This is a genomic window from Paenibacillus allorhizosphaerae, from assembly GCF_042659105.1.
Classification (GTDB): domain Bacteria; phylum Bacillota; class Bacilli; order Paenibacillales; family NBRC-103111; genus Paenibacillus_G; species Paenibacillus_G allorhizosphaerae.
Genome location: NZ_JBHSRV010000008.1, coordinates 235,188 through 255,636, shown reverse-complemented (window position 1 = coordinate 255,636; position 20,449 = coordinate 235,188). Strand labels below are relative to the sequence as shown.

General features: G+C 54.8%; 22 protein-coding genes. 14 read left to right on the top strand and 8 right to left on the bottom strand.

Annotated elements, in window-relative coordinates; all coding sequences use genetic code 11:
- The first annotated feature begins 52 nt into the window (after positions 1-52).
- The 3 genes from ACFQI7_RS25970 to ACFQI7_RS25960 all read left to right on the top strand — a co-directional run bounded on the left by ACFQI7_RS25970 (position 53) and on the right by ACFQI7_RS25960 (position 2,728).
- On the top strand, positions 53-1,036 hold the full coding sequence (locus tag ACFQI7_RS25970; RefSeq protein WP_218099864.1) for a M23 family metallopeptidase: 984 nt from the start codon (positions 53-55) through the stop codon (positions 1,034-1,036).
- Between the two features lie 27 nt (positions 1,037-1,063).
- Entirely contained in the window at positions 1,064-1,537 is a 474-nt protein-coding gene (locus ACFQI7_RS25965) for a bactofilin family protein (protein WP_230415069.1), read from the top strand.
- Positions 1,538-1,642: 105 nt separating this feature from the next.
- Entirely contained in the window at positions 1,643-2,728 is a 1,086-nt protein-coding gene (locus ACFQI7_RS25960) for an acyltransferase family protein (protein ID WP_218099862.1), read from the top strand.
- 71 nt (positions 2,729-2,799) lie between these two features.
- Here the strand turns inward: ACFQI7_RS25960 and ACFQI7_RS25955 are convergent, their stop codons facing one another.
- The gene (locus tag ACFQI7_RS25955; RefSeq protein ID WP_230415067.1) at positions 2,800-3,270 is read right to left on the bottom strand and encodes a Dps family protein; all 471 of its coding nucleotides are present in this window, start codon (positions 3,268-3,270) and stop codon (positions 2,800-2,802) included.
- A gap of 254 nt (positions 3,271-3,524) precedes the next feature.
- Here ACFQI7_RS25955 and ACFQI7_RS25950 point away from each other — a divergent pair, with 254 nt between their 5' ends.
- From ACFQI7_RS25950 to ACFQI7_RS25920, 7 genes are all read left to right on the top strand, one after another.
- Complete coding sequence (locus ACFQI7_RS25950; protein ID WP_218099861.1) at positions 3,525-4,022, top strand: DUF948 domain-containing protein; 498 nt, start codon at positions 3,525-3,527, stop codon at positions 4,020-4,022.
- A gap of 116 nt (positions 4,023-4,138) precedes the next feature.
- Positions 4,139-4,492, top strand: coding sequence for an STAS domain-containing protein (locus tag ACFQI7_RS25945; RefSeq protein WP_218099860.1), 354 nt, complete (start codon positions 4,139-4,141; stop codon positions 4,490-4,492).
- Between the two features lie 29 nt (positions 4,493-4,521).
- A complete protein-coding gene (rsbW, locus tag ACFQI7_RS25940; RefSeq protein WP_218099859.1) occupies positions 4,522-4,971 on the top strand; it encodes an anti-sigma B factor RsbW in 450 nt (149 codons plus the stop codon).
- Positions 4,968-5,741: a sigma-70 family RNA polymerase sigma factor gene (locus tag ACFQI7_RS25935; protein ID WP_218099858.1), complete on the top strand. Its 774-nt coding sequence runs from the start codon at positions 4,968-4,970 to the stop codon at positions 5,739-5,741. Before rsbW ends, ACFQI7_RS25935 begins: the two co-directional genes overlap by 4 nt.
- 122 nt (positions 5,742-5,863) lie before the next feature.
- The gene (locus ACFQI7_RS25930) at positions 5,864-6,340 is read left to right on the top strand and encodes a PCYCGC domain-containing protein (RefSeq protein WP_218099857.1); all 477 of its coding nucleotides are present in this window, start codon (positions 5,864-5,866) and stop codon (positions 6,338-6,340) included.
- Between the two features lie 154 nt (positions 6,341-6,494).
- Positions 6,495-7,850 carry an Nramp family divalent metal transporter gene (locus tag ACFQI7_RS25925; protein ID WP_218099856.1) on the top strand — a complete coding sequence of 452 codons (1,356 nt, stop codon included), beginning with the start codon at positions 6,495-6,497 and terminating at the stop codon, positions 7,848-7,850.
- A gap of 249 nt (positions 7,851-8,099) precedes the next feature.
- Positions 8,100-9,227: a hypothetical protein gene (locus tag ACFQI7_RS25920; RefSeq protein ID WP_218099855.1), complete on the top strand. Its 1,128-nt coding sequence runs from the start codon at positions 8,100-8,102 to the stop codon at positions 9,225-9,227.
- Positions 9,228-9,364: 137 nt separating this feature from the next.
- Here ACFQI7_RS25920 and ACFQI7_RS25915 read toward each other — a convergent pair whose 3' ends face one another.
- The 3 genes from ACFQI7_RS25915 to ACFQI7_RS25905 form a co-directional block, all read right to left on the bottom strand.
- Positions 9,365-9,967 carry a class I SAM-dependent methyltransferase gene (locus tag ACFQI7_RS25915; protein ID WP_230415065.1) on the bottom strand — a complete coding sequence of 201 codons (603 nt, stop codon included), beginning with the start codon at positions 9,965-9,967 and terminating at the stop codon, positions 9,365-9,367.
- 174 nt (positions 9,968-10,141) lie between these two features.
- On the bottom strand, positions 10,142-10,579 hold the full coding sequence (locus tag ACFQI7_RS25910) for a YtxH domain-containing protein (RefSeq protein ID WP_218099854.1): 438 nt from the start codon (positions 10,577-10,579) through the stop codon (positions 10,142-10,144).
- 91 nt (positions 10,580-10,670) lie between these two features.
- On the bottom strand, positions 10,671-10,931 hold the full coding sequence (locus tag ACFQI7_RS25905) for a GlsB/YeaQ/YmgE family stress response membrane protein (RefSeq protein WP_218099853.1): 261 nt from the start codon (positions 10,929-10,931) through the stop codon (positions 10,671-10,673).
- Positions 10,932-11,120: 189 nt separating this feature from the next.
- Between ACFQI7_RS25905 and ACFQI7_RS25900 the strand changes: the two genes are divergently transcribed.
- Entirely contained in the window at positions 11,121-11,669 is a 549-nt protein-coding gene (locus ACFQI7_RS25900; RefSeq protein ID WP_218099852.1) for an RNA polymerase sigma factor, read from the top strand.
- Positions 11,666-13,219 (top strand): ABC transporter substrate-binding protein, encoded by a 1,554-nt coding sequence (locus tag ACFQI7_RS25895; protein ID WP_218099851.1) that lies wholly within the window; start codon positions 11,666-11,668, stop codon positions 13,217-13,219. Before ACFQI7_RS25900 ends, ACFQI7_RS25895 begins: the two co-directional genes overlap by 4 nt.
- A 176-nt stretch (positions 13,220-13,395) precedes the next feature.
- Here the strand turns inward: ACFQI7_RS25895 and ACFQI7_RS25890 are convergent, their stop codons facing one another.
- The 3 genes from ACFQI7_RS25890 to ACFQI7_RS25880 form a co-directional block, all read right to left on the bottom strand.
- On the bottom strand, positions 13,396-14,205 hold the full coding sequence (locus tag ACFQI7_RS25890) for a hypothetical protein (RefSeq protein WP_218099850.1): 810 nt from the start codon (positions 14,203-14,205) through the stop codon (positions 13,396-13,398).
- A gap of 177 nt (positions 14,206-14,382) precedes the next feature.
- A complete protein-coding gene (locus ACFQI7_RS25885; protein WP_218099849.1) occupies positions 14,383-15,180 on the bottom strand; it encodes a phytanoyl-CoA dioxygenase family protein in 798 nt (265 codons plus the stop codon).
- Complete coding sequence (locus ACFQI7_RS25880) at positions 15,177-15,464, bottom strand: hypothetical protein (RefSeq protein WP_218099848.1); 288 nt, start codon at positions 15,462-15,464, stop codon at positions 15,177-15,179. The genes ACFQI7_RS25885 and ACFQI7_RS25880 overlap by 4 nt, the downstream gene beginning before the upstream one ends.
- 355 nt (positions 15,465-15,819) lie before the next feature.
- On the opposite strand from ACFQI7_RS25880, the gene ACFQI7_RS25875 reads away from it, so the two are divergent.
- Positions 15,820-16,680 carry a helix-turn-helix domain-containing protein gene (locus tag ACFQI7_RS25875; protein ID WP_218099847.1) on the top strand — a complete coding sequence of 287 codons (861 nt, stop codon included), beginning with the start codon at positions 15,820-15,822 and terminating at the stop codon, positions 16,678-16,680.
- Between the two features lie 123 nt (positions 16,681-16,803).
- Here the strand turns inward: ACFQI7_RS25875 and ACFQI7_RS25870 are convergent, their stop codons facing one another.
- Positions 16,804-17,673: an AraC family transcriptional regulator gene (locus ACFQI7_RS25870; protein ID WP_230415102.1), complete on the bottom strand. Its 870-nt coding sequence runs from the start codon at positions 17,671-17,673 to the stop codon at positions 16,804-16,806.
- 217 nt (positions 17,674-17,890) lie between these two features.
- Between ACFQI7_RS25870 and ACFQI7_RS25865 the strand changes: the two genes are divergently transcribed.
- Positions 17,891-20,386 carry a glycoside hydrolase family 2 TIM barrel-domain containing protein gene (locus ACFQI7_RS25865; RefSeq protein ID WP_218099845.1) on the top strand — a complete coding sequence of 832 codons (2,496 nt, stop codon included), beginning with the start codon at positions 17,891-17,893 and terminating at the stop codon, positions 20,384-20,386.
- The last annotated feature ends 63 nt before the right edge of the window (positions 20,387-20,449 follow it).

Sequence of the window (20,449 nt, the reverse complement as noted above, 5' to 3'; positions counted from 1 at the left end):
TGCAAGGAAAGAAGACATATTGGCAGTTATGCCCAAAGACAGAGGAGCTGTTATGAAACTCAATTGGGGAAAAAACAAACTCACATTTGTCATCATTCCTGACAATGCGCACCGCCCGGTCGTTCAATTGCGGTTTACCCCTCTCGTCCTATATGCTGCGGCAGTTCTGCTGTTCGGGGTGCTGCTTTGGTCGCTGTACGTGTACGGGCTTCGAATCGAAAGTCTGTCAGCGAATGAAATGCTGCAGACCGATTTGAACGGGAAAACGTCGCAGTTCACGCAGGAGATGGCGGTCAAAAATAAGACGATCGAACAGCTGCAAACCGAAGTCATCCGCTTATCCGAGCAGGCGAAAGAGGTCCAGACGAAGATTGAGGAGGTCAAGAAGCTTGAAGAAGACTTGCGCTCGATCACCGGCGGCGAACTGCCGCAAGGGGTCGCCTCGGCTACCACCGGTGAGAACCAGTATGCTTCGAAGGGACTAGGCCTCGGCGGGGAAATGATTCCGGTGAAGCCCGAAGATATCGTCAAGCTGTCGGAGGAAACGCTGGAGCAATTCGGGGGGCTGACGGAGCAAATGAGCGAACTGCAGGTTCATTTGGCCCAGACGCGCGAAGAAGTACTGCAAAAGCAGCAGCTGCAGCGGATTACGCCCGATATTTGGCCGATCGATTCCCGAACGATCACATCGCCATTCGGTTACCGCAAAGATCCGTTCACCTTCCGGCTGAGCTTTCATTCCGGGCTCGATATTGCCGAGCGCGAGAATACGAAAGTGAAGGTAACGGCGGACGGCGTCGTCGCCTCCACCGGATACGATAACAGCCGGGGCAACAACATTCTCATCGACCATTCGAACGGGATCAAGACATGGTACATGCATTTAAACAAAATATTGGTGTCGCAAGGCGACAAGGTGAAGAAGAGCGATTATATCGGCCTTGTCGGTTCCACCGGGAGAAGCACGGGAGCGCACCTGCATTACGAGGTGTTAAAACAGGGTCAAAGCGTCGATCCGCGGCCCTATTTGAAATAGTTCAATGAATGAAAGGGGATGACGTTAATGTTTAAGAAGAAACACATGATCAATCCGAATGCGACCGATACGTTAATCGGGGAAGGAACGGTGTTCGAAGGAAAGATCAATTCAGCCGCAGGCGTTCGGATCGAAGGACAGCTGACCGGCGACGTGCGCTGTGAAGGCGACGTGACTGTCGGGGAACAGGCGAAGGTCAACTCGCATATTGCCGCGCGCGACGTTGTTATTGCCGGCATCGTGCACGGCAATGTGACGGCCACAGGAAAGCTGACGATCACTTCCAAGGGCCAACTGTTCGGTAATGCGAACGCGGCATCGCTTATTATCGACGAGGGAGGCGTGTTCCAGGGCATCAGCAAAATGGAACAAGGCGCTCCTGCACAGGCCGGAGGCTCGTCCGGTACACCGGCATTGGCCTCGCAGCAATTGCAGCCGCCGCCGGCCGCTGCCGCACCACCCGCGGCGCCGGCGTTCGGAGGCAATCCGGTCGTGCTGTAGGCTTGCTTTAAGCAAACTTTAAGGCTCCTTTCAGCTTAGGGTCATATTTTCTTCATCTTGCTGTGCGATACTAGGCACAAACATAGAGAAGGATGGCCTGGAGAAATGAAACCGAAGCTGCAAATGATGCCGATTCAGGCGGCGCGAGGGATCGCCGTCATGCTCGTCATGCTTTTTCATGCATCGCAAATGGGACAGAAGTACTTTCAATACGATTTTCTCGGCGTCAGCTCGCTGGGGAAGTCCGGCGCATACACTTTCTTTTTTGCCTTGACCGGGTATTTGATGTATACCTTGTACCGGGACCGGTTTGGAAATCAGGCGGAGGCGGCGCCTTTTTTGCTCAAACGATTTTTGCGGATTTATCCGCTGTACTGGCTTATTATGGCGGCCGTCGTCCCGATCTACTTCATGTATCCGGCTTTCGGGCTCGGGTACGAACGGGAGCCTTCCGTCATCATCCGGTCGATGCTTTTATGGCCTCAGGCGCACGCTCCGATCTTGGGGGTAGCCTGGTCATTGAGCTACGTCATTTGTTTTTATCTCATATTCTCACTGTTGTTCGTATTGCGGGAGAAACTGGCGATCGCCGTGTTTTCCTCATGGCTGTCAATGATTGTGCTGCATGCGCTCGGATTCATTCAAGTGAAGGATACGCTGCTGCTTCAATTTTTGTTCAGTGAAATTCATCTGGAGTTTTTCTCTGGCGTCCTTGTCGCTTATGCGGCTCAGCGCAATAAAATAAGAGGAAGCAGCGTATTATGGCTCGCGTCGGGCGCGGCGTTGTATCCGGTGCTTTGGCTGCTGCGATTGAAATTTCCGAATTTTCCTTACGTCGACTTACTTTACACAGCAGGCTCCGCTCTCATCTTGACCGGGGTCGTTCAATGGAAGGCGGCTTACTCGCGGTTCTTAAAGCCGCTTGCCGCTTGCGGCGACGCCTCTTATTCGATTTTGCTCGCCAGCTTGCCTGCGCTATCCATTATGCTCAAGTTGGCAAGAGCCGCGCATCTGGCGGACTTTGTCGGCATACCGGCAACGGTCACCGTATGTTACGTCTTCGCATTGCTGTTCTGTCTCTTCGTATACCGCTGGATAGAGAAACCGCTGCATGCCCGGCTGAAGCAAACGATCGTTCCGAGATCGCTGCACAAGCTGAATTACGTCAAAGAAAAAGCCGCAACTCCGTAAGCTCACGGGGGTGCGGCTTTTCGCTTTCACCTGATGTACTTGCGACGCTGTTTGCATGCTAGGTCGCCGGATTATTTGCCCAAGTAAGACTTCAGCATCCACACATGCGTTTCGAGGCTGGTGCGCATGCCGAGCAGCATATCGGCCGTGCCGTCGTCCCCATGCTCCTCCGCAACCTGCATGGCGAGGCCCATTTCGTCGATCAGCAGCTCGTAATCGGCGGTAAGCTTCGCCACCATTTGTTCCGCGTCCAGCCCCGGCTTATCTTCCTTGATCGTTGCCGAAGCCAGAATCTCTTTCGTCGTGGACACCGGCGACCCGCCGAGCGCAAGGATGCGTTCCGCGATCTTATCCATATATTGATCCACTTCTTTGTACAGCTCCTCAAACTTTTGGTGCAGCGTGTAAAAATGCGGACCTTTCACATACCAGTGGTATTGGTGGATTTTTATGTACAGCATCGCCCAGTTCGCAACTTGTCCGTTCAGCAACTGCTGCAGATCAGCCTTTTTGATCGAAGCTTTCTCCATTGGTTTCGCCATTCTAAATCCCTCCCGTATATCGTGTTCAGTTTTATCATGCCTGGAGCGGACAGCCGGAACGGAATGTGCGTATCCGGCTTCCGCGTAAAGCAAGCGCCTGTGCGGTGCCTGCTTGTCATTCTTTTAACCATCGCACCCGGGGATGAAACAACGGCAGCAGACATCGCCTCGAAGGCAAGTTTCAGTTCTGTCCCGAGAGGGTAAAAAAGCGGACATTCCAATACTTCCAATACGATCAAGAAAGGATGTTAGCCATGCTTATTCAGATCAGTGCGGCTGTGGCCGCCATAGGGTTTATCGTTCTAGTCATCTGCTTGATTCGGACGCTGCGCACCGTGTCCAACATGCTTGCCCAGACCGGCGTGACGATCAAAGAGATGCAGCAGCAGCTCCATACGGTCGGTACGGAAGCGACCACGCTGCTGCGTCATACGAATGAGGTGGCGGTAGACGTGCGCAACAAACTGTACGCCTTCGATCCGGTCGTATATTCGGTCAAGCATATCGGCGATGCCGTGCAGGAAGTGACGTCTTCGATGAAGCAGGTTTCCGCCGCTGCGGCAGGCACGATTCGCCGGAAGGCGGAGAACGGCTCCGGACGGCCGGGGAGCAAAGCCGCTGCCCTGCTGCAAAGCGTCCCCGTCCTGCTCGATCTTTGGCATACGCTGCGGCCGAAAAAGGACAAGCCCGCGAATGGCCATCATCAGTCGCAAGCCCCAGCCGGCACCGCACCGAAGACGGCAAAAACGTAACTCGTATCGGAGGCGGTTGTTTCAATCCGCGGATCAACGGGTAATGAGAACAAAACGATAACGGATGCAGCCACGCGATAGTAACGAGACAGGCCGTATTCGGAGGAGGAATCACGATGACAAGGCGGGAGTCTTTTCAGATTGACATGATGCGCAAGGAAGGTCGGAATATGGTATGGATTACGGGGGAGCTCGATTTATCGAAGGTGGGGGAATTGCGCCGGACGCTGGATCCGCTCATTGCGGATACGGGCCGACAGCTCATCTTGAATTTGAAGAGATTGGAGTATATTGACAGCACAGGCATCGGTGTGATTGTATCGGTATTAAAAGCAAGAGATTTGCTGAACGCGCACTTTGCCGTAGAGGAAATCCCTTTGAAAATTAAGCGGCTGTTTGATTTGACGGGCATTACTCCGTTCTTGCAGCCTTCCGATACGTCGTTTGCTTCGAACAGCACGGCCCATTAATGCATAAAGAAAGGATAGAAGCGAAGAACATGAAACGTGAATCTCAAGTCGTTAGTCTCACTGTGCCGGCCGAGGCGGAATTCATCGATCTCGTTCGGCTGACGCTGTACGGTATTTGTTCGAAGCTCGGCTTTTCCTACGAGGAGATCGAGGATATGAAGGTGGCGGTTGCGGAAGCTTGCAACAACGCGGTTGTGCACGCCTACGATCCGGGCAGTCCCGGAGAGCTGGAGGTGCGGTTCGAACGGATCGAGGATGGCCTCCGCATTTCCGTGAAGGATTTCGGCCCAAGCTTCGATTTTGTGGAAAAAGCGCAGCAGGCGGAGCCGCTGCTGGGCAAAAGCTTGGATGAAGTTCGCGTGGGCGGGCTCGGCATTTACTTGATGCAGGCGCTCATGGATGACGTAGAAGTACACACCGGTGCCGGTACCGAAGTGGTCATGACCAAGCGGGTGTACAAAAGCGAGGAAATGGTATGAAAATCAATTCGGAGCGATTCGCAAACGTAAGCGCTGAGGAGCTTATCGTACAATATCAGCAAACCGGCTGCAACGAGATTGCCACCGTGCTGCTGCAGAAGTATGAGCCGATGGTGAAGATGGCCGCCGGCAAAATGTCCCGCAATCGCCCCGATCTATTTGAGGATTTATACCAGGTGGGGCAAATGTCGGTACTGAAGCTGCTGTCGCAATTCGATTTGTCGATCGGCGTGCAATTTGAAGCCTACATGATGAAAAGCGTCATCGGCCATATGAAAAATTATTTGCGGGATAAATCGTGGTACGTCCAGGTACCGCGGCGCATTAAGGAAAAAGGAAACCAAATCCAGCAGGTCATCGACACGTTGACGGTAAAGTTCGAACGCTCTCCCAACGTCGATGAAATTGCCGCCGAGATGGAGCTTTCCGTCGAGGAAACGATTGAAATCTTGGCCGGCCGCGATTATTACCATTATGTATCGCTCGATACGCCGCTGTCTGCGGAAGATAACGGCTCAACCATCGGCGATGTGATCGGAAGTACGAGCGATGCCTACGCTCAGGTGGAGAACCGGCTCGCGCTCCGGGGAGCGCTCGTGCACCTGAAGCCGGAGGAGCAGAAGGTGCTGCAGCTCGCTTATGTCGAGGGACAGTCGCAGCGCGTTATCGCACAGCAGCTGAACGTGTCGCAGATGAGCGTCTCTCGCATACAGAAGCGAGCGTTGGATAAACTGAAGCATTATTTTAAGGAAGAGGAAGGCTACGGCTGAAGGCGCGTCCAACGAGGGCGCGCTTTTTTGGTGCGTTTGCAGAGGTCGGCGCCGCGTGGATGAGGCTCGTTTTGCCATAGATGACAGTGCGTGGTATATTGTTGACTGAGGTGAGAAATCGTATGAAAAAAGCGGCATTGCTCGTGATTCTGGCAGCGACGCTCGTTAGCGCGTGCAGCCCGAAGGAACAAGCGCAGCAGCATCAACATAAAGCGCCGAACGGCGATTTGCGGGAACAAACGGCTTCCGCCGGCGTGCTGCCGGAATTTCTGAAGAATAAACCGGAGCCGATTCGGGTAGTCTACCAGGCGGCGGGACAAGCAACCGACCTTTTGCAGTGGATTCCTTGCTTTTGCGGCTGCGGCGAGAGCGCCGGCCATCAAAGCAATCTGAACTGCTTTATACAGAAGAAGAATGCGGACGGCTCCATCGTATGGGACGATCACGGTACACGCTGCGACGTATGCCTGGAAATTGCCGTGCAGTCGATTCGCATGAAACAGGATGGAAAGTCCGATCTTGAAATCCGCAAGTTCATCGAGCAAACGTACAAAACCGGGTATGCAAAGCCTACGCCTACTCCGATGCCTTCGGCATAGCGGGAACCATTCCGCCCATGCCGCATATCATATCGGTAAATGCAAAGCACGGAGGCTTAAGCCCGGTGCTTTTTTAAAAGGTGCATCTTTATTGCCCGAAAGTTGTATCCGGGCAAAAGTTTTCGCTGGTCCCATGTAGAGCGGAGGTGTTTTCATGAGTGAGGAAATGGCTGCGGGCGACGACAACCATGGCTGGCGCAAGGAGCGGAGCGGTAAAAGTTTGCCGGAAGTATACCGGTCGATGCGCATTCCGAAGCACGGCTCCTGGATCAAAAAGTTTCTGGCTTTTGCCGGTCCGGGTTATTTGGTGGCGGTCGGCTACATGGATCCCGGCAACTGGGCGACCGACCTGGCCGGAGGCTCCATGTTCGGCTATACGCTGCTGTCGGTCATACTGCTGTCCAGCTTGATGGCGATACTGCTGCAAGCGCTCGCCGGGAAGCTCGGTATCGTAACCGGAAGAGATTTGGCGCAAGCGTGCAGAGACCATTACAGCCGGCCTGTCGCCATGGGCTTATGGGTGCTCTGCGAGCTGGCGATCGCCGCATGCGATTTGGCGGAAGTGATCGGAACCGCCATCGCCCTCAATTTATTGTTCGGCATCCCGATTTTATACGGAGTCATCATCACCGTGATTGATGTACTCATCGTGCTGCTGCTGCAAAACAAAGGCTTCCGCTACATAGAAGCAATGGTTATTGCGTTGATTGCTACGATCGGCCTTTGTTTTCTGGCGGAAATCATCTGGTCGAAGCCGGATGTCGGCGGGGTGTTGAGAGGGTTTGTGCCGAGCTCGGAAATCGTCACGAACCCTGCTATGCTGTATATCGCCATCGCCATTCTCGGCGCAACGGTCATGCCGCACAACCTGTACCTCCACTCCTCCATCGTGCAGACGAGGCAGTTCGAGCTGACGCGGGAAGGAAAGAAGCAGGCGATCAAGTATGCGACATGGGATTCCAGCATCGCGTTGTTTTTCGCCCTGTTCATCAATGCGGCCATCCTGATCATTGCCGCGGCGACGTTTCATCAGACCGGGTATACCGGCGTAGCCGAGATCGGCGATGCGTTTCATCTACTTGCTCCGCTGCTCGGCACGACGATGGCCAGCATTTTGTTCGGGGTGGCACTGCTCGCCTCCGGACAAAATTCCACGCTAACCGGCACGCTCGCCGGTCAAATCGTGATGGAAGGCTTCCTGAACATACGGCTGCCTTCCTGGCTCCGACGGTTGATTACGCGGCTGATCGCGATTATTCCGGCGGTGATCGTCACCGCTATCGCCGGGGAGAGCGGGACGGCGCAGCTGCTCATCTTGAGTCAAGTCGTCCTGTCGCTGCAGCTGTCGTTTGCCGTCATTCCGCTTGTGATGTTCACCAGCGACCGGTCCAAAATGGGCGAGTTCGCCAATCCGCGCTGGCTCAAATGGTTAGCCTGGGTCGTCGGGGTGCTGATCGCGGTATTGAATTTGTATTTGCTGGTGCAAACCGTCATCGGCTGGTTCGCATAACCTTCACAAACAATGGTGGCTCGATCGCGCAAAGAGCAAATCGCCGCTATCCGAAACAAGGAACGTTTTTCGGAGAGCCTCGGTTTGTTCTTTTTTTGGAAAAATGAAACATTATTGGATGTGCTTGCGTTAGAATAAGCAGGATTCATACGTTACCGTAGTAGAGAAGCGACATTCGTCCGGGAAAATGCTCTTCGATATGAGGCCGGAGCAAATGAGAGAATCGTTGATAAAGGAATGAGGAGACGAATGCGAAACAAAAAAACGATCATGGCTTTATGTGTTTCGGCAAGCTTATTACTGAGTACGAGCGCCTTTGCCGCTTATACCCCCGACTTGGCCCGCTGGGCGATGCCGGATGAGGTGCACTTGGAAGGCTTCAATAGAGCGGATGTCATTCTGGACACGAATGCGGAGCTAAGTTGGACCGCCGACCAGCTTAGCGGATTTCCGGTAAAAGGTCAGCTTGGCGTCGGCCGGTTTCTCCCTTCGTTCGCCTATCAAGTAGACGAAGGAAGAGAACTGCAGCCGCAAGTGATGGTAAGCAATTTGCCGGGGGCGAAGTTTACAAGAACGCCTGCGGATAAGGACGGCGGCGACCGGATCAAAGTGTCTGTATTGGGAGCGGCGTATTTGCAGGCGGATATGGATTATACGTTTTATACGGGATGGCAGTTTTCGGGATCGAAAGAAGGCAAACCGAAGGTTACGCTGAGCTCGCTGCAAGAATTTGACCAAGGCGCGGGCGGGGGGATTCATGAGCAGACGGAGACGGAGCGGGCATTGTCCGGACTTCGCTGGAAACAATTTGAACAGAGCTCGACTCAACGCGATAAGGAAATAACCGCAGCGTTCAACCGGGATCCGTTTTACTTCACCAGAGAGCACGACGAAACCTTCGCGAATGATGCGATACTAAAGGGTTATTCTTCGATGGATTCGAAAGCAGCGCTCGATCAGTACAAAAGCGATGCGGCCAAACGGTTGAAAGCGGCGCAGGACTGCTGCAGCCCGGTTCGTTTTGCCATCACATTGAATAAATATGTCGGTTTTAATAAAGTAGCCGAGCTCGCTAAAGATTATCGGCTGAATATAACACAGTACTATGCGGCAGGAGAACGCATGGGAAGCTCTAGCAAGGATGAATATACGATCAGCTGGTTTGACCCGAAATGGGATCGCCCCTTTTCTTTGATCAGCAAGGCGGTTGGCGGGTTTGCGACTTTACAGGTTACGGAGCTGGAAGGTACGGCGAGAGTGGATGATTTGAAACGAATCAGCTCGATTCCGGAAGTGAATGTCGTGGATATGGAAGATCGGGGAAAACGGCCGACCGGCGTCTATTGGCTGAACAAACGTTTCTCCGAGTCGAAATAAGCGGCAGGCCGATTCTCAGTTGGTTCCGCCAAGAAATAGGCAAGGGGCTGCGCTTCAAAAATGCGGAAAGATAGCATACCGGTAAGTAACGGTGGCTATCTTTTTCATATTTTCCTGCAAAGCCACAGGGCGGCAGGTTAATCTGCCCGCTTAACCGCCTCTACGGCGATGAAAATATGGCCCATACAAGATTGCGTCTTCACGATGTCGAGTCCCTCGGAACGAAGCAGCCGCATCGTGTCGCGGTTCAGATGACAGCCGTCGCACAGACGCTTCCATGCCGGCGTCAATGCATCCTGCAGCCGCCCCCATACCGGATGATCGAGCCGGACATGCTCGAACAGCAGCAGCGTGCCGCCCGGACGGCACACGCGCTTCATCTCGCGAACCGCCTGCACCGCGTCCGGAACCGTGCACAGCACGAGCGTTCCGACCACCGTATCGAAGACGTCCGGTTCAAACGGCAGCCGCTCGGCCGTGCCGGGAATGACGGTGATCGGCACGGACGCCTGGCGGACGCGAGCCGTGGATTGTTCCCGCATGAGCGCGGACGGCTCGACGGCCGTCACGTGAACGTCGCGGTACAGCGGGAAATTGATGCCGGTACCGGAACCGATTTCGAGCACTTCCCCCTTCGCGCATGAGAGCAGGGAGGTGCGGATTGTGAGAAAGCGACGCCGCTCCAACGGCTCCATCAAACGGTCGTAATAGCGGTGAAACCAGCGGCTCATCGCCGTCATCTCCATTCCCTCCTTCATCTGGATTACCTCACCATTGTACCTTCAAATGAAGCAGCAAACAAAGAAGGCGTACCCGCAATTCTCGGATACACCTTCCATCTATGGGATAACAGTTCTGCTTAAAAGAATTTCTAAATGCAGCTATCCCTAATTTGAGACGAGAGCTTCTCTTCATCAGCTCGTCGATTTTAACGTACGCCCGGCTTCGTCGAGCGCATGGTGCGCAGCGTCCGCCGTTTTATCGATCGTGCGGTGCGCAGAGGCTTCCGTCTCGGCGACAGCGTCCGCGGTACGGCCGATCGCCTCATGAGTCGCTTCCGATGCGCGATCCGCGACGACATGCGCCTTGTCGATCAATCGCGTGCTCTGCTCTTTGTATACTTGGGCTGCATTCCCCGCCGCTTCTTTTGCAGTATGCAGCCATTCCTGCCCTTTGGACTGCAGCGTTTGCGCCTTGTCTTTCAGGCCGCTCCGCAGCGCTTTGCCCGATTTGGGCGCGAGCAGCAGGGCGGCGAGCGAGCCGGCTGCCGCTCCGATCATGATTCCAAGCAATACGCCGCTTCGTACGGGTTGTTCCGTTGTCGTGGACATCGTATCCGTTGTTGTCATCATCGTCACTCCATTCGTATTTAGTTCATTCGTCTTATGCAATGAGACATTCCGCCAGGACAAATCCATCCGCAACGATCGTTCGCCGGCCGTATCAGGTGGCGCGTCCGCGGAACGCTTTAGCAAGCAGGCCGATCAGGAAAATAAACAAGGCGGCGCCCACAATGGCCGGGATGACGGCAAAACCGCCGATCACCGGACCCCATGAGCCAAGCAGCAAAGCGCCAAGCCACGCTCCGGCAAAGCCGGCGATCATCGATCCGATGATTCCTCCGGGCATCGCGCCGGGGGCGATGGCGGAACCGATGGCGCCAATGACAATAGCCATAATAATCGTAATCAGCAAGCTTACCATGTTCATCACGCTCCTTTTCATGAAGCTGGTCTTGCTTGTCCTTTATTTACCCTAAGAACGGCAGAATGAAACGCAAGCGGCGATTCCCGGTGAGACCGTGGGGCGTTAGTCACTTGAATCTCATCTTTTTTTTCGGGGAAGGGAACCTTTCCGCGCCCGTTTCGTCCAATGATTGTGAGGTGAACCCGGGTGACCTTTGAATATTTGAAAAGCTTGACCGGCGGTCTGGATAAAAACGCCGTCTTATCTGAAATTATGCAGGCGTATGGTGAGGATGTGTGGAATTACGCTTTTTTTCTCACGCGCCAAACCGCGCTGGCTGACGATATAACCCAGGATGTGTTTGTCCGGGTGTATGAAAAGCTGTATACGTTCCGCGGCGAGGCGGGTATGCGGACGTGGCTGCTTACGATTACGCGCAATCTGGTGCGCGACCATTGGCGGTCGGCCTGGATTCGGCGCGTCATTCCGTTCGGCGCGCTGGAACGGAGCGACATCGGGCCATCGGCGGAATCGCTGGCCTTGAGCGGACTATATGCCGAGGAAATTTGGAATACGGTGCTCGGCCTGCCCTTCAAGCTGCGCGAAGTGCTGCTTCTTCATGCGCATCACCAGCTGCCGCATACGGAAATTGCAAGACTGCTCGGCATTTCGGAAGGAACGGTCAAATCGCGTCTTTTCCGGGCGCGGGCGAAAGTATCGGAGAAGCTCGGAAGAAAGGGGGAGGAGACGCTATGAAGCGAGTAGAGCCGGAGCATTGGGAGAAGCATTTGGCCAAGCTGCCTTTACGGCAGGGGGGCTTCTCACAGGAATTGATGCAGAAGGTAAAAGACCGGGTGGAAGCGGGGCCGCCGCAGCGGCGCCAAAGCCGGTGGCTATGGTGGAGTCCGGCGGCCGCCTTGGTTGTCGCGGCTGCGATAGGCGTCGCGACGCAAACCGACGCGCTGACGGATGCGGTATCGAAGCTGTCCAAAGTGCGGCAGCCGGCATCGCTGGAAGCGATGGACCCGGACAAAAAGATCACGCTCAAGGTTGGCAACATCGATGACATATCGTTTGCGTCCCGCTATGGAACTGCGTTCATGGCGCGTTACCCGAACATTACCCTTCAAACGGATGCTCCGGGAGGGCTTGCGTTGTGGAGCAGTAAGGCCCGCGTGGAGCTCGAAGAATGGCTTGCCCAGGAGAAGCCGGACGTGCTCATCCTTACGCCGGATCAATACGAACGTCTGGCCAAAAGCGGGAAGCTGTATGCGCTGGACAACGCGATCAAGCAAGATGGCTTCGATCTGCAAAATATACATGCGGGTGTCGTAGAGCAATTGCGTTCGCCAGGCGGCGGAACGCTGTACGGATTATCGCCGCAGTATGAGCAGCTTGCATTGTACTATAACAAGAATATGTTCGACCGGTACAATGTGAGTTATCCGAAGAACGGGATGAGCTGGGACGAACTGCTGAAACTTGCCGGGGCGTTCGCTGCGCACGGGAAAGCGAAAGAGAAATTATACGGCCTGACGGTTCCTGCCGGCATGAGTCCGTTCGAGCTTGTACAGATGGCGGGCAAAGCCCGCGGACTGCGACTGACGGATGCGGATGGGAGACGGGCGACGATCGATACGCCGCAGTGGAAGCAGCTGTGGGGTCAAGCGCTGGAAGCATACCGCAATGGCGTCATTTACCAGCCGCCGTCAGCGACGTCTTCCACTGCTGCGGCTGAGGTTGCCCGCTCGAATCCATTTATTTCGGGTCAGGCGGCGATGACGCTGCAAAGCTTCAGCTTTACGCACGAATTGACGGAGGCACGGCAGCAGCATACGCTGCCCTGGTTTACGTGGCAGACCGTTACCGAGCCGACCGATCCGGGCAAGCCGGGGCGCTCCGCCTCTTTCTCGCTCGGCGCGGTCTACGCGGTAAATGCGGATTCAAGCCAGCTGCGCGCGGCGTGGGAGCTTGTCAAGTTCGTCAACAGCGAGGAGTCGGCACGGACCGCACTATCTGCTTCGCCGAGCGGATTCAATCCTTCGCGTCTGCCGAGTGTTACTTCGTCCGGACTGACCGGCACGGGCAAAGGGCTGGAAGCTTTCTACATGCTGCTTCCTGCAGAGACGTCTCGTTCGGTGACCGAGCCTCCGGCTTCCTTTTACCGGGACGTAGAGCAACTGGCACTGCAACAGTCCGAAGCAGTGCTGAGCGGGAAGAAGACGCTGGATGCGGCGCTTCAGGAGCTGCAGGTGCAGGGACAGCAGGCGCTGACGCAAGGAAGGAACGACATGTCGAAGCGGTAGCTATATGGATGTGTCTTTAACAAATTCGGAAAAATAACCACGAACGAATTGTCGTTAGTGGTTATTTTTTATGAACATCACGTGTTTACAAGTCCCACGATTTGTTCTTCTTGTCGTCAAATTTCTCTTGCGTGATCATGCCGGAATCTTTGAGCCGGGCAAGCTTTGCAAGGTGCTTAAGGCAATTGTGCCTTCGCAGCCGATACGATATTGCTGATCTTGCTTTCCAGGTTAAAAACAGTTTGCTTCTCTTTCACGATTTGGCGAGAAAGCGAGACAAGAGAGGCGAGGGTGTCCGAGACTCGGCTCACGTCCCCGTTTTTCAGTGCTTGCTTAAGTGCGTTCAACGCTTGAGCGGCTTCGGATTCGGCGTTTTTTATCGTATTTTTTGAAGTTTTGATCTGTGCGTTGGCCGAGTCGATACCGGTTAAGGTACCGCGAATGTCTTTCATTTTATTGGCCGCAGCGTCCTTGGCTTCCCGCAAAGTGGATTCCTTTATTTGAACGTCCAACCGCGCGAACTGTACGGGTATTTTTAAAGTGTTGGCCTGCAACCGGAGCATGCTGGAGAGTTCTTTGTTTTTCAGCTTCCCAGCTTCCGAGATCTGTTTGTTCAACGACGTATAATGGGCAATCAACGGTTTGTACCTTTCCTTTGCTTGTGCCAGCACCTCCTCCAATGGCGCTATCTTATCGCTGTCGATTTGCTTGATTTGTTTATTCACCTCGGTTAACGTTTTCTGATTTTCGGCGTGGAGCGATTTGATTTTTGCGTCCCAATCCTTTTCCTCACTTTGCAGCGCGAGTAATTCGTTGTACCGCGTACGGACTTGATCTGCCTGCGCATGATCCGACTTTGCGATTTTGTCGAGCGATGTTTTAACGGAAGCGGTGATGGTGGCCTGTGCGGCGGTTGCTGTTCCTGAAATAGGGGAAGCAAGCATAAAAGCGACGAGCGAAGCCGTGATCCATTTGTAGTTCTTCATTGTATTCCTCCCTTGAACGAATAATCATGGACGGCTTCCAACAAAAAAGCACCCGTAAGAAAGGCGTGAGGCCTTCTCTTACGGGTGCTTCCGTCGTAAGCGTCCAAATGGAATTATATTCCTTAATATACAAGACGCCGCATGGGGTGTCAAATCCACGAATGAGGTGCTGACGACTTACAGCCCCATACGCGTCAAAGCGCCTTCGAACGATACGTCTACGCGTTTGTCGCCGGTCAAATAACGCCAGAACTTGGCGATTTGAATCTGGTTCACGCGGGCTTCATCTCCGGCCCATGCATGATGGCCCGCTTTGCGGATATAGCTTTCGATTTCCGGGTTGTTATAGCCTTCGGTATTGAACAGCGCGCGCTGCTCTTGTCCCGGCCGCATGCGAAGCTTGAAGACGTAGCGGGTCGTATCCGTAAAGTTCGGCTGCGCGCAGTGCCAAATGGCATGATGCAGAAATGCGATCGTACCGGCTTTCGAGACGAGTCTGCGCTGGCCGACGATATTTTTGTAGCGGGCGATGCTGCCGTTGCTCACTTTACGCAAATGCGAGCCGGGCAATACGAGTGTCGGCCCCATTTCGTCCGGCGCGTCGTGGGAGAAGTAGAACGCCTGAATGTCGTAGCCGAACGGCCGGGTATCGATCACGGAGTCGGCATGATAAAACTGCCCCTTGTGGTGCTGCGCCCAGACGACGTGCAGGAACGAGTGGTCATATACCGGACTCGTGCCGACGAAGCTTTGCATCGCGCCTTTCACCTCGGGCAAGCCAAAAATCTCTTGAATGACGCCGGATTCATGCCAGTAGCTTCCGCCGCCGCCGGTGAATTCGCGCATTTCTTTGGCCGCTCGCTCGTTGTACTCCTGAGGTACGACCTCGTTTAACACCAAAAATCCGTTTACGGCAAAATCGGCCATCTGCTTTGCCGTGAGAAGATGCTGCATTTTTACGGAACCGCCGCTCATTCGACCGTCACCTTTCTTTCCAGCACATATTCATAGGGCAAGTGCCCCTGTTCAAATTCGTGTCCGCTCAAAAAGACCGGCATCGTCGGCAGCTGCATGACGAACCAGCCGTCGCGCATGGCGTCGAGCACCGATTCATAAGGCGGGACATTGGAATCTCCCGTCTGCATTTGCAGCTCCCCCTTCGGCTTGCTGCTGTCATACAACGCCCACGCAACCGTCCTCGATTCAAGATCCGGCTGCGCCAGGTGCAGGATCAAAATTTGCTGGCGTAAAGCGCTCATCCGTCGTTCATCCTCCCATATTGCAACTGTTATTCCGGCGAAGCTGCGGAATCAGTTGTCAATGTGATATTGCAACTGTTATTCCGGCGAAGCGGAATCAGTTGTCAATGAAATATTGCAACTGTTATTCCGGCATGGCTCCAACAATCCGTTGTCCATGTCAATTGCCGCTGTGATCCCCGCAAGCTGCGGAACCTGTTGTCCATGTGATATGGAAACATTTTGTTCACTCGAACCTATTGTAGTATGCAAGGATGCCTTTGAGGATGTATGATAGTAGCAAAAGTTTGCATAATCCTAAGTTGTTTTTGGTCTAATAGGAGTAACGCGGATGGGGCAAAGGGGGACTTGAAGCATGGACGGGCAGCAATTGCAGATTATGCGCAGCTATTTGGAAAACACGCAGATTACGCTGGAAACGGCGCACTATACGAAAGTCAACGCAAGCTGGAAGTTCGATATCAACATTACCGACGTGAACCGGCTCTATTATATCCGCGAAGGCGAAGGGTGGATCCGGGTACGCAACAAGCTGTACCATCCGAAGCCGGGACAGCTGCTGCTGCTTCCCGCCGGCGTGCGGCTGGCGTTCGGGCGGCTTAACGACAACGGGTTCGGAAAATATTGGTGCCATTTTACGGCGACGGTGGGGGAAGTCAACCTGTTTCAGATGCTCGATCTGCCTTATTGCATCGACGTGCAAGATGAGCCGGCGCTGGAGAAGAAGTTTCAAACGCTCATTGCGCTGTACCAAAACCCGTCGTCGCTTACCGTACCGCTGCGCATCAAATCGCTGCTGCTGGAGCTCGTCTCGGATTATGTGGAAGCCTCTCTCGGTCCGGACCAAGGGCTTAGGCTGGCGCCTACGGCGGAGACCGGCAAAATCAACACGGTGCTCGAATACATCGAGGAGCATTTACAGGAGCAGATGACCGTGGAGGAACTGGCCAGGCTGGTGCATTTTCACCCGAACTATTTTATGCAATATTTCAAAACGATGCTCGGCCTCTCGCCGATCGCTTACATTAACCGCAAACGGATGGACAAAGCGAAGGAGCTGCTGATGTCGACCGGGTTGTCGGTAACGGACGTGGCGGAAAAGATCGGACTGGAGCTGTACTATTTCTCCCGATTGTTCAAAAAGCAGAGCGGCTTGTCCCCGACTGAGTACCGTAAATATACGGAAAGACGCAATGGGCAGGAAGCGGAAGATTGACGCGCCGTGCGATGACGGTATGGGACAAGAGGCGGCTTGTGTATGCGGAACGACAGGTGAGGCACATCCATCCATTCAGGACGGGTGCAAACGGAACTTACTCCAGAGACGCGTCTTTTCCCCTCATGTCCGACCGGGTGCCGCATTCGGCTGCCGTTTGAAGCGGTTCGGCGTCATGCCGACATGCTTTTTGAACAGCTGGCAAAAGTAGGAGAAGTTGCCGAGCCCGACCGCTTGTCCGATGTCCTGCACGGACATATCGCCCGATTTGAGCAGCCAACACGCTTGCCGGATGCGCCGGGCCGCTAAATATTCGGTGATGCTGCTGCCGACCGATTGGCGGAACACGGCGGACACATGGTTCGGCGACAAATGCACCTCCTGCGCGAGCAGATCGAGCGAGAACGGTTCCATGTAATGAGCCTCGACCCAGGCCATCACTTTCTCCGCGGTGGAGGAAGCTTTGAGCGGAGCGGGGCTGCTCTGCATCGACAAGTCGGCTACCGTCTTCCAGTGGTGCACGAATGCTGTGAGAAACAGCAGCTGCTCTTCCAGCAGCAGCTCGGCCGACGGCTGCGCAAGCAGCGGCAAGTACGTGCGAAGCAGCGCTTCCGTCTTCTCCGGCTCGGGGCTGCGGAAAAGCTGCGGGGCGAGCGGATCTTTCCAGAGCGTACCCAAAAAAGCCCGCAGCGCAGGGAACGGCGCGAACGCTTCATCCAGGACGGTCGGCTCGAAGACGAACAGCGAGCGGATATACGGCTTCCCGGCCTCGGCATTAATGCGGATGCGGTGCAGCTGAAACGGCTTGAAGTAGATTAAAGTGCCCGGAGACATCTCGAAAATTTGTTGTTCTACAATGGCGGTTCCATAGCCATCATGCACATAGAGCAGTTCCATCCCCTGATGCGCATGGTAAATCTCGACAAATTCATTCGTACGGTCTTTGTAAAACGAAAGCTGCACCGGATGCTGGTTCAAATTCAAATAGTTCATCAGCTTCACGAGGGATTCATTCCTTTCTGGCTGACCGTAATATAACAACATTTTATCATAAGAGCGCCAAACTATGCGGGCGTTTTTTTTGTTATGCTTATTAGTATTGCGGAGGCGCTCAAGGAAGCTTGTTTCAAGCGCCGCCGGCCGTATTTTGCAATAACTGAACGAACAATCATCTTCTGACATGTTAAGCATAAAAGGAGCGAATATCCCGATGTTGAAGCGGCGGTTAAACGATCAATGGGAACACTATACGGGCAGTCTCGGCGGTCCATGGGAAGTATGGCGCGCGGACAAGCTGAAAAACCATTACAATGTGCCGTGGCACGCGGTGGAGCTGCCGCACTGCTACAACGGGCTCGACGTGATGGACCCGGACAGCAAATATTATCAGGGACAAGGCTGGTACCGTACGAGATTGGCGGTCGACAATCCGTACCCGAACGGGCGGACGCTGCTGCATTTTGAAGGCGCGGGACAGCGGACCGATGTATACGTTTACACGAACAAGGTCGGTTCCCACCTCGGGGGCTATGACGAGTTCACCGTCGATATAACCGAAGCGGCGGCGGAAGCGGCTAAAATCGAGCGGTATAAAGGCCTGATACCGGTAGCGGTCGCCTGCGACAACAGCCGCGAGCTGGAGACGATTCCGTCCGATGCGAGCGATTTTAACTTGAACGGGGGCATCTACCGTTACTTGAACCTGGTTTACGTGCCGGCGGTATCGCTTGCGCAGGTGCATGTGGTGACCGATACGGCCAAGCTGGAGGCAGGAACGCCGGCGTGCGGTGTAACGGTGAAAGCGAAGTTGTACAATCCGGCAGCCGCGAGCGACAGCTTGACGCTGACGATCCGGATCAAGGATGCGAGTGGCGCCGTGATTGCGGAATCGGCCGTTAACTCCGCGCCATGGGAAGGTGAGAAGGAGCTGGCGGTGTATGAGCTGGCGAATCCGCAGTTGTGGACGACTGACGCGCCGTACTTGTATACATGCGAGGTTACGCTTAGCAGCGTGCATGGCGAAACATCCTTGTCCGAGCGGTTCGGCGTACGCTACTTCGAGTTCGTGCAGCACGGTCCGTTCAAGCTGAACGGCGAGCGGCTGCTGCTTCGCGGCACGCACCGTCACGAAGATCACGCCGGCGTCGGTCCGGCGATGACTGAGGACATGATCCGCTATGAAATGCAGCTGATCAAGGACATGGGGGCCAACTTCATTCGTCTGGGCCACTACCAGCAGTCCCGCATCGTGCTGGAGCTGTGCGACGAGCTCGGCATTCTCGTGTGGGAGGAAATTCCTTGGTGCCGCGGCGGCCTTGGCGGCGAGATGTACCGCCAGCAGTGCCGCGATATGCTGACGGCGATGATCGAGCAGCATTACAACCATCCGTCCGTCATCCTGTGGGGACTCGGCAACGAGAACGACTGGGAGTGCGACTTCGACTATTTTGACCAGCAGGAAATTCGCGCGTTCATGAAAGAGCTGCACGACCTGTCGCATCGTCTCGACCCAAGCCGGCTGACTGCCATTCGCCGCTGCGAATTTTGCAAAGACATTATCGATGTGTACTCCCCGTCGATCTGGGCGGGTTGGTACCGCGGCATTTATACCGACTACGAATCCAGCTCCCGCAGCGCGTTCGAGAACGTCGGATCGTTCTTCCATATGGAATGGGGCGCGGACAACTTGGCGACCCGCCATGTCGAGAAGACGTTCACCGGCTTTGAATTCATCCCGCGAGGCGAAGGCGCGACGGACGAGCGCGACGGCGACTACCTGCTGACGGGCGGCGAGCCGCGCGTATCCCGCGACGGCGACTGGTCGGAGACGTATTTCTGCGAGATGATCGACTGGTATTTGAAAAGCCAGGAGAATATGGATTGGCTGACCGGTGCCGCGCAGTGGGCGTTCAAAGATTTCTCCACGCCGGTGCGTCCCGATTCGCCGATTCCGTACTTGAACATGAAGGGTATCATCGAGCGGGATTTCAGTAAAAAAGAAGCGTACTACGTGTTCCAATCGTACTGGGGCAAAGCGCCAATGGCGCGCATTTACGGCCATACGATGCCGGTTCGCTGGGGAGCGGCAGACGAGCGCAAATCGATAAAAGTATATTCGAACTGCCCCGAGGCGGAGCTGTTCCTGAACGGCGTCAGCCTCGGCGTGAAGCAGCGCGACTCGCAAAACTTCCCGGCAGCCGGGCTGCGTTGGGATGCTGTATTCCAGCCGGGAGTGAACCATGTGAAGGTGGTTGCTCAGAAAGACGGCGTTACGGTTGAGGATGAATTGACATTTGAATACCAGACGGAAACGTGGGGAGCGCCGGCAAGCCTCAAGCTTTCGGCGGAGAAGCAGGAAGACGGCCGAGTCTACGTGGAAGCTCGCGCTTACGACGAGCACGGTGTGTTTTGCCCGGATGCGGCAGGTTTTGTCCGCTTCGGACTTGCGGGCGACGGCCGCCTGATCGATAACCTCGGCACGATTCGCGGATCCCGTCTCGTGCAGCTCGCTTCCGGTCGCGCCGGTATCTACATCGATCCGTACGGCGGGCTTCCGGCCGGCATTTCCGTGACGGACTTCGTCTCCGCAGGCGGCCCCGCGGCTTCGCTGAGTGGAGGCACAAGCGTATCCGGCTACTTGCCGGTGTCGGTGGTCAGCGCGGCAGGCGAAGGCATGCCGACGGCGTTCTTTACGCTGACGCTGTAATAGTCTATAGACCGTATTTGAGCAACCAGAATTATTTTCATATAAATAGGCTTTGCTTTTAAA

Coding starts and splice junctions, on each gene's coding strand:
- ACFQI7_RS25920 (WP_218099855.1), top strand. CDS start 8,100: ATGCGAAACAAAAAAACGATCATGGCTTTATGTGTTTCGGCAAGCTTA.
- ACFQI7_RS25955 (WP_230415067.1), bottom strand. CDS start 3,270: ATGGCGAAACCAATGGAGAAAGCTTCGATCAAAAAGGCTGATCTGCAG.
- rsbW (WP_218099859.1), top strand. CDS start 4,522: ATGAAACGTGAATCTCAAGTCGTTAGTCTCACTGTGCCGGCCGAGGCG.
- ACFQI7_RS25895 (WP_218099851.1), top strand. CDS start 11,666: ATGAAGCGAGTAGAGCCGGAGCATTGGGAGAAGCATTTGGCCAAGCTG.
- ACFQI7_RS25910 (WP_218099854.1), bottom strand. CDS start 10,579: ATGATGACAACAACGGATACGATGTCCACGACAACGGAACAACCCGTA.
- ACFQI7_RS25960 (WP_218099862.1), top strand. CDS start 1,643: ATGAAACCGAAGCTGCAAATGATGCCGATTCAGGCGGCGCGAGGGATC.
- ACFQI7_RS25870 (WP_230415102.1), bottom strand. CDS start 17,673: ATGAACTATTTGAATTTGAACCAGCATCCGGTGCAGCTTTCGTTTTAC.
- ACFQI7_RS25925 (WP_218099856.1), top strand. CDS start 6,495: ATGAGTGAGGAAATGGCTGCGGGCGACGACAACCATGGCTGGCGCAAG.
- ACFQI7_RS25945 (WP_218099860.1), top strand. CDS start 4,139: ATGACAAGGCGGGAGTCTTTTCAGATTGACATGATGCGCAAGGAAGGT.
- ACFQI7_RS25915 (WP_230415065.1), bottom strand. CDS start 9,967: ATGACGGCGATGAGCCGCTGGTTTCACCGCTATTACGACCGTTTGATG.
- ACFQI7_RS25950 (WP_218099861.1), top strand. CDS start 3,525: ATGCTTATTCAGATCAGTGCGGCTGTGGCCGCCATAGGGTTTATCGTT.
- ACFQI7_RS25905 (WP_218099853.1), bottom strand. CDS start 10,931: ATGGTAAGCTTGCTGATTACGATTATTATGGCTATTGTCATTGGCGCC.
- ACFQI7_RS25935 (WP_218099858.1), top strand. CDS start 4,968: ATGAAAATCAATTCGGAGCGATTCGCAAACGTAAGCGCTGAGGAGCTT.
- ACFQI7_RS25965 (WP_230415069.1), top strand. CDS start 1,064: ATGTTTAAGAAGAAACACATGATCAATCCGAATGCGACCGATACGTTA.
- ACFQI7_RS25875 (WP_218099847.1), top strand. CDS start 15,820: ATGGACGGGCAGCAATTGCAGATTATGCGCAGCTATTTGGAAAACACG.
- ACFQI7_RS25885 (WP_218099849.1), bottom strand. CDS start 15,180: ATGAGCGGCGGTTCCGTAAAAATGCAGCATCTTCTCACGGCAAAGCAG.
- ACFQI7_RS25970 (WP_218099864.1), top strand. CDS start 53: ATGAAACTCAATTGGGGAAAAAACAAACTCACATTTGTCATCATTCCT.
- ACFQI7_RS25880 (WP_218099848.1), bottom strand. CDS start 15,464: ATGAGCGCTTTACGCCAGCAAATTTTGATCCTGCACCTGGCGCAGCCG.
- ACFQI7_RS25890 (WP_218099850.1), bottom strand. CDS start 14,205: ATGAAGAACTACAAATGGATCACGGCTTCGCTCGTCGCTTTTATGCTT.
- ACFQI7_RS25865 (WP_218099845.1), top strand. CDS start 17,891: ATGTTGAAGCGGCGGTTAAACGATCAATGGGAACACTATACGGGCAGT.
- ACFQI7_RS25930 (WP_218099857.1), top strand. CDS start 5,864: ATGAAAAAAGCGGCATTGCTCGTGATTCTGGCAGCGACGCTCGTTAGC.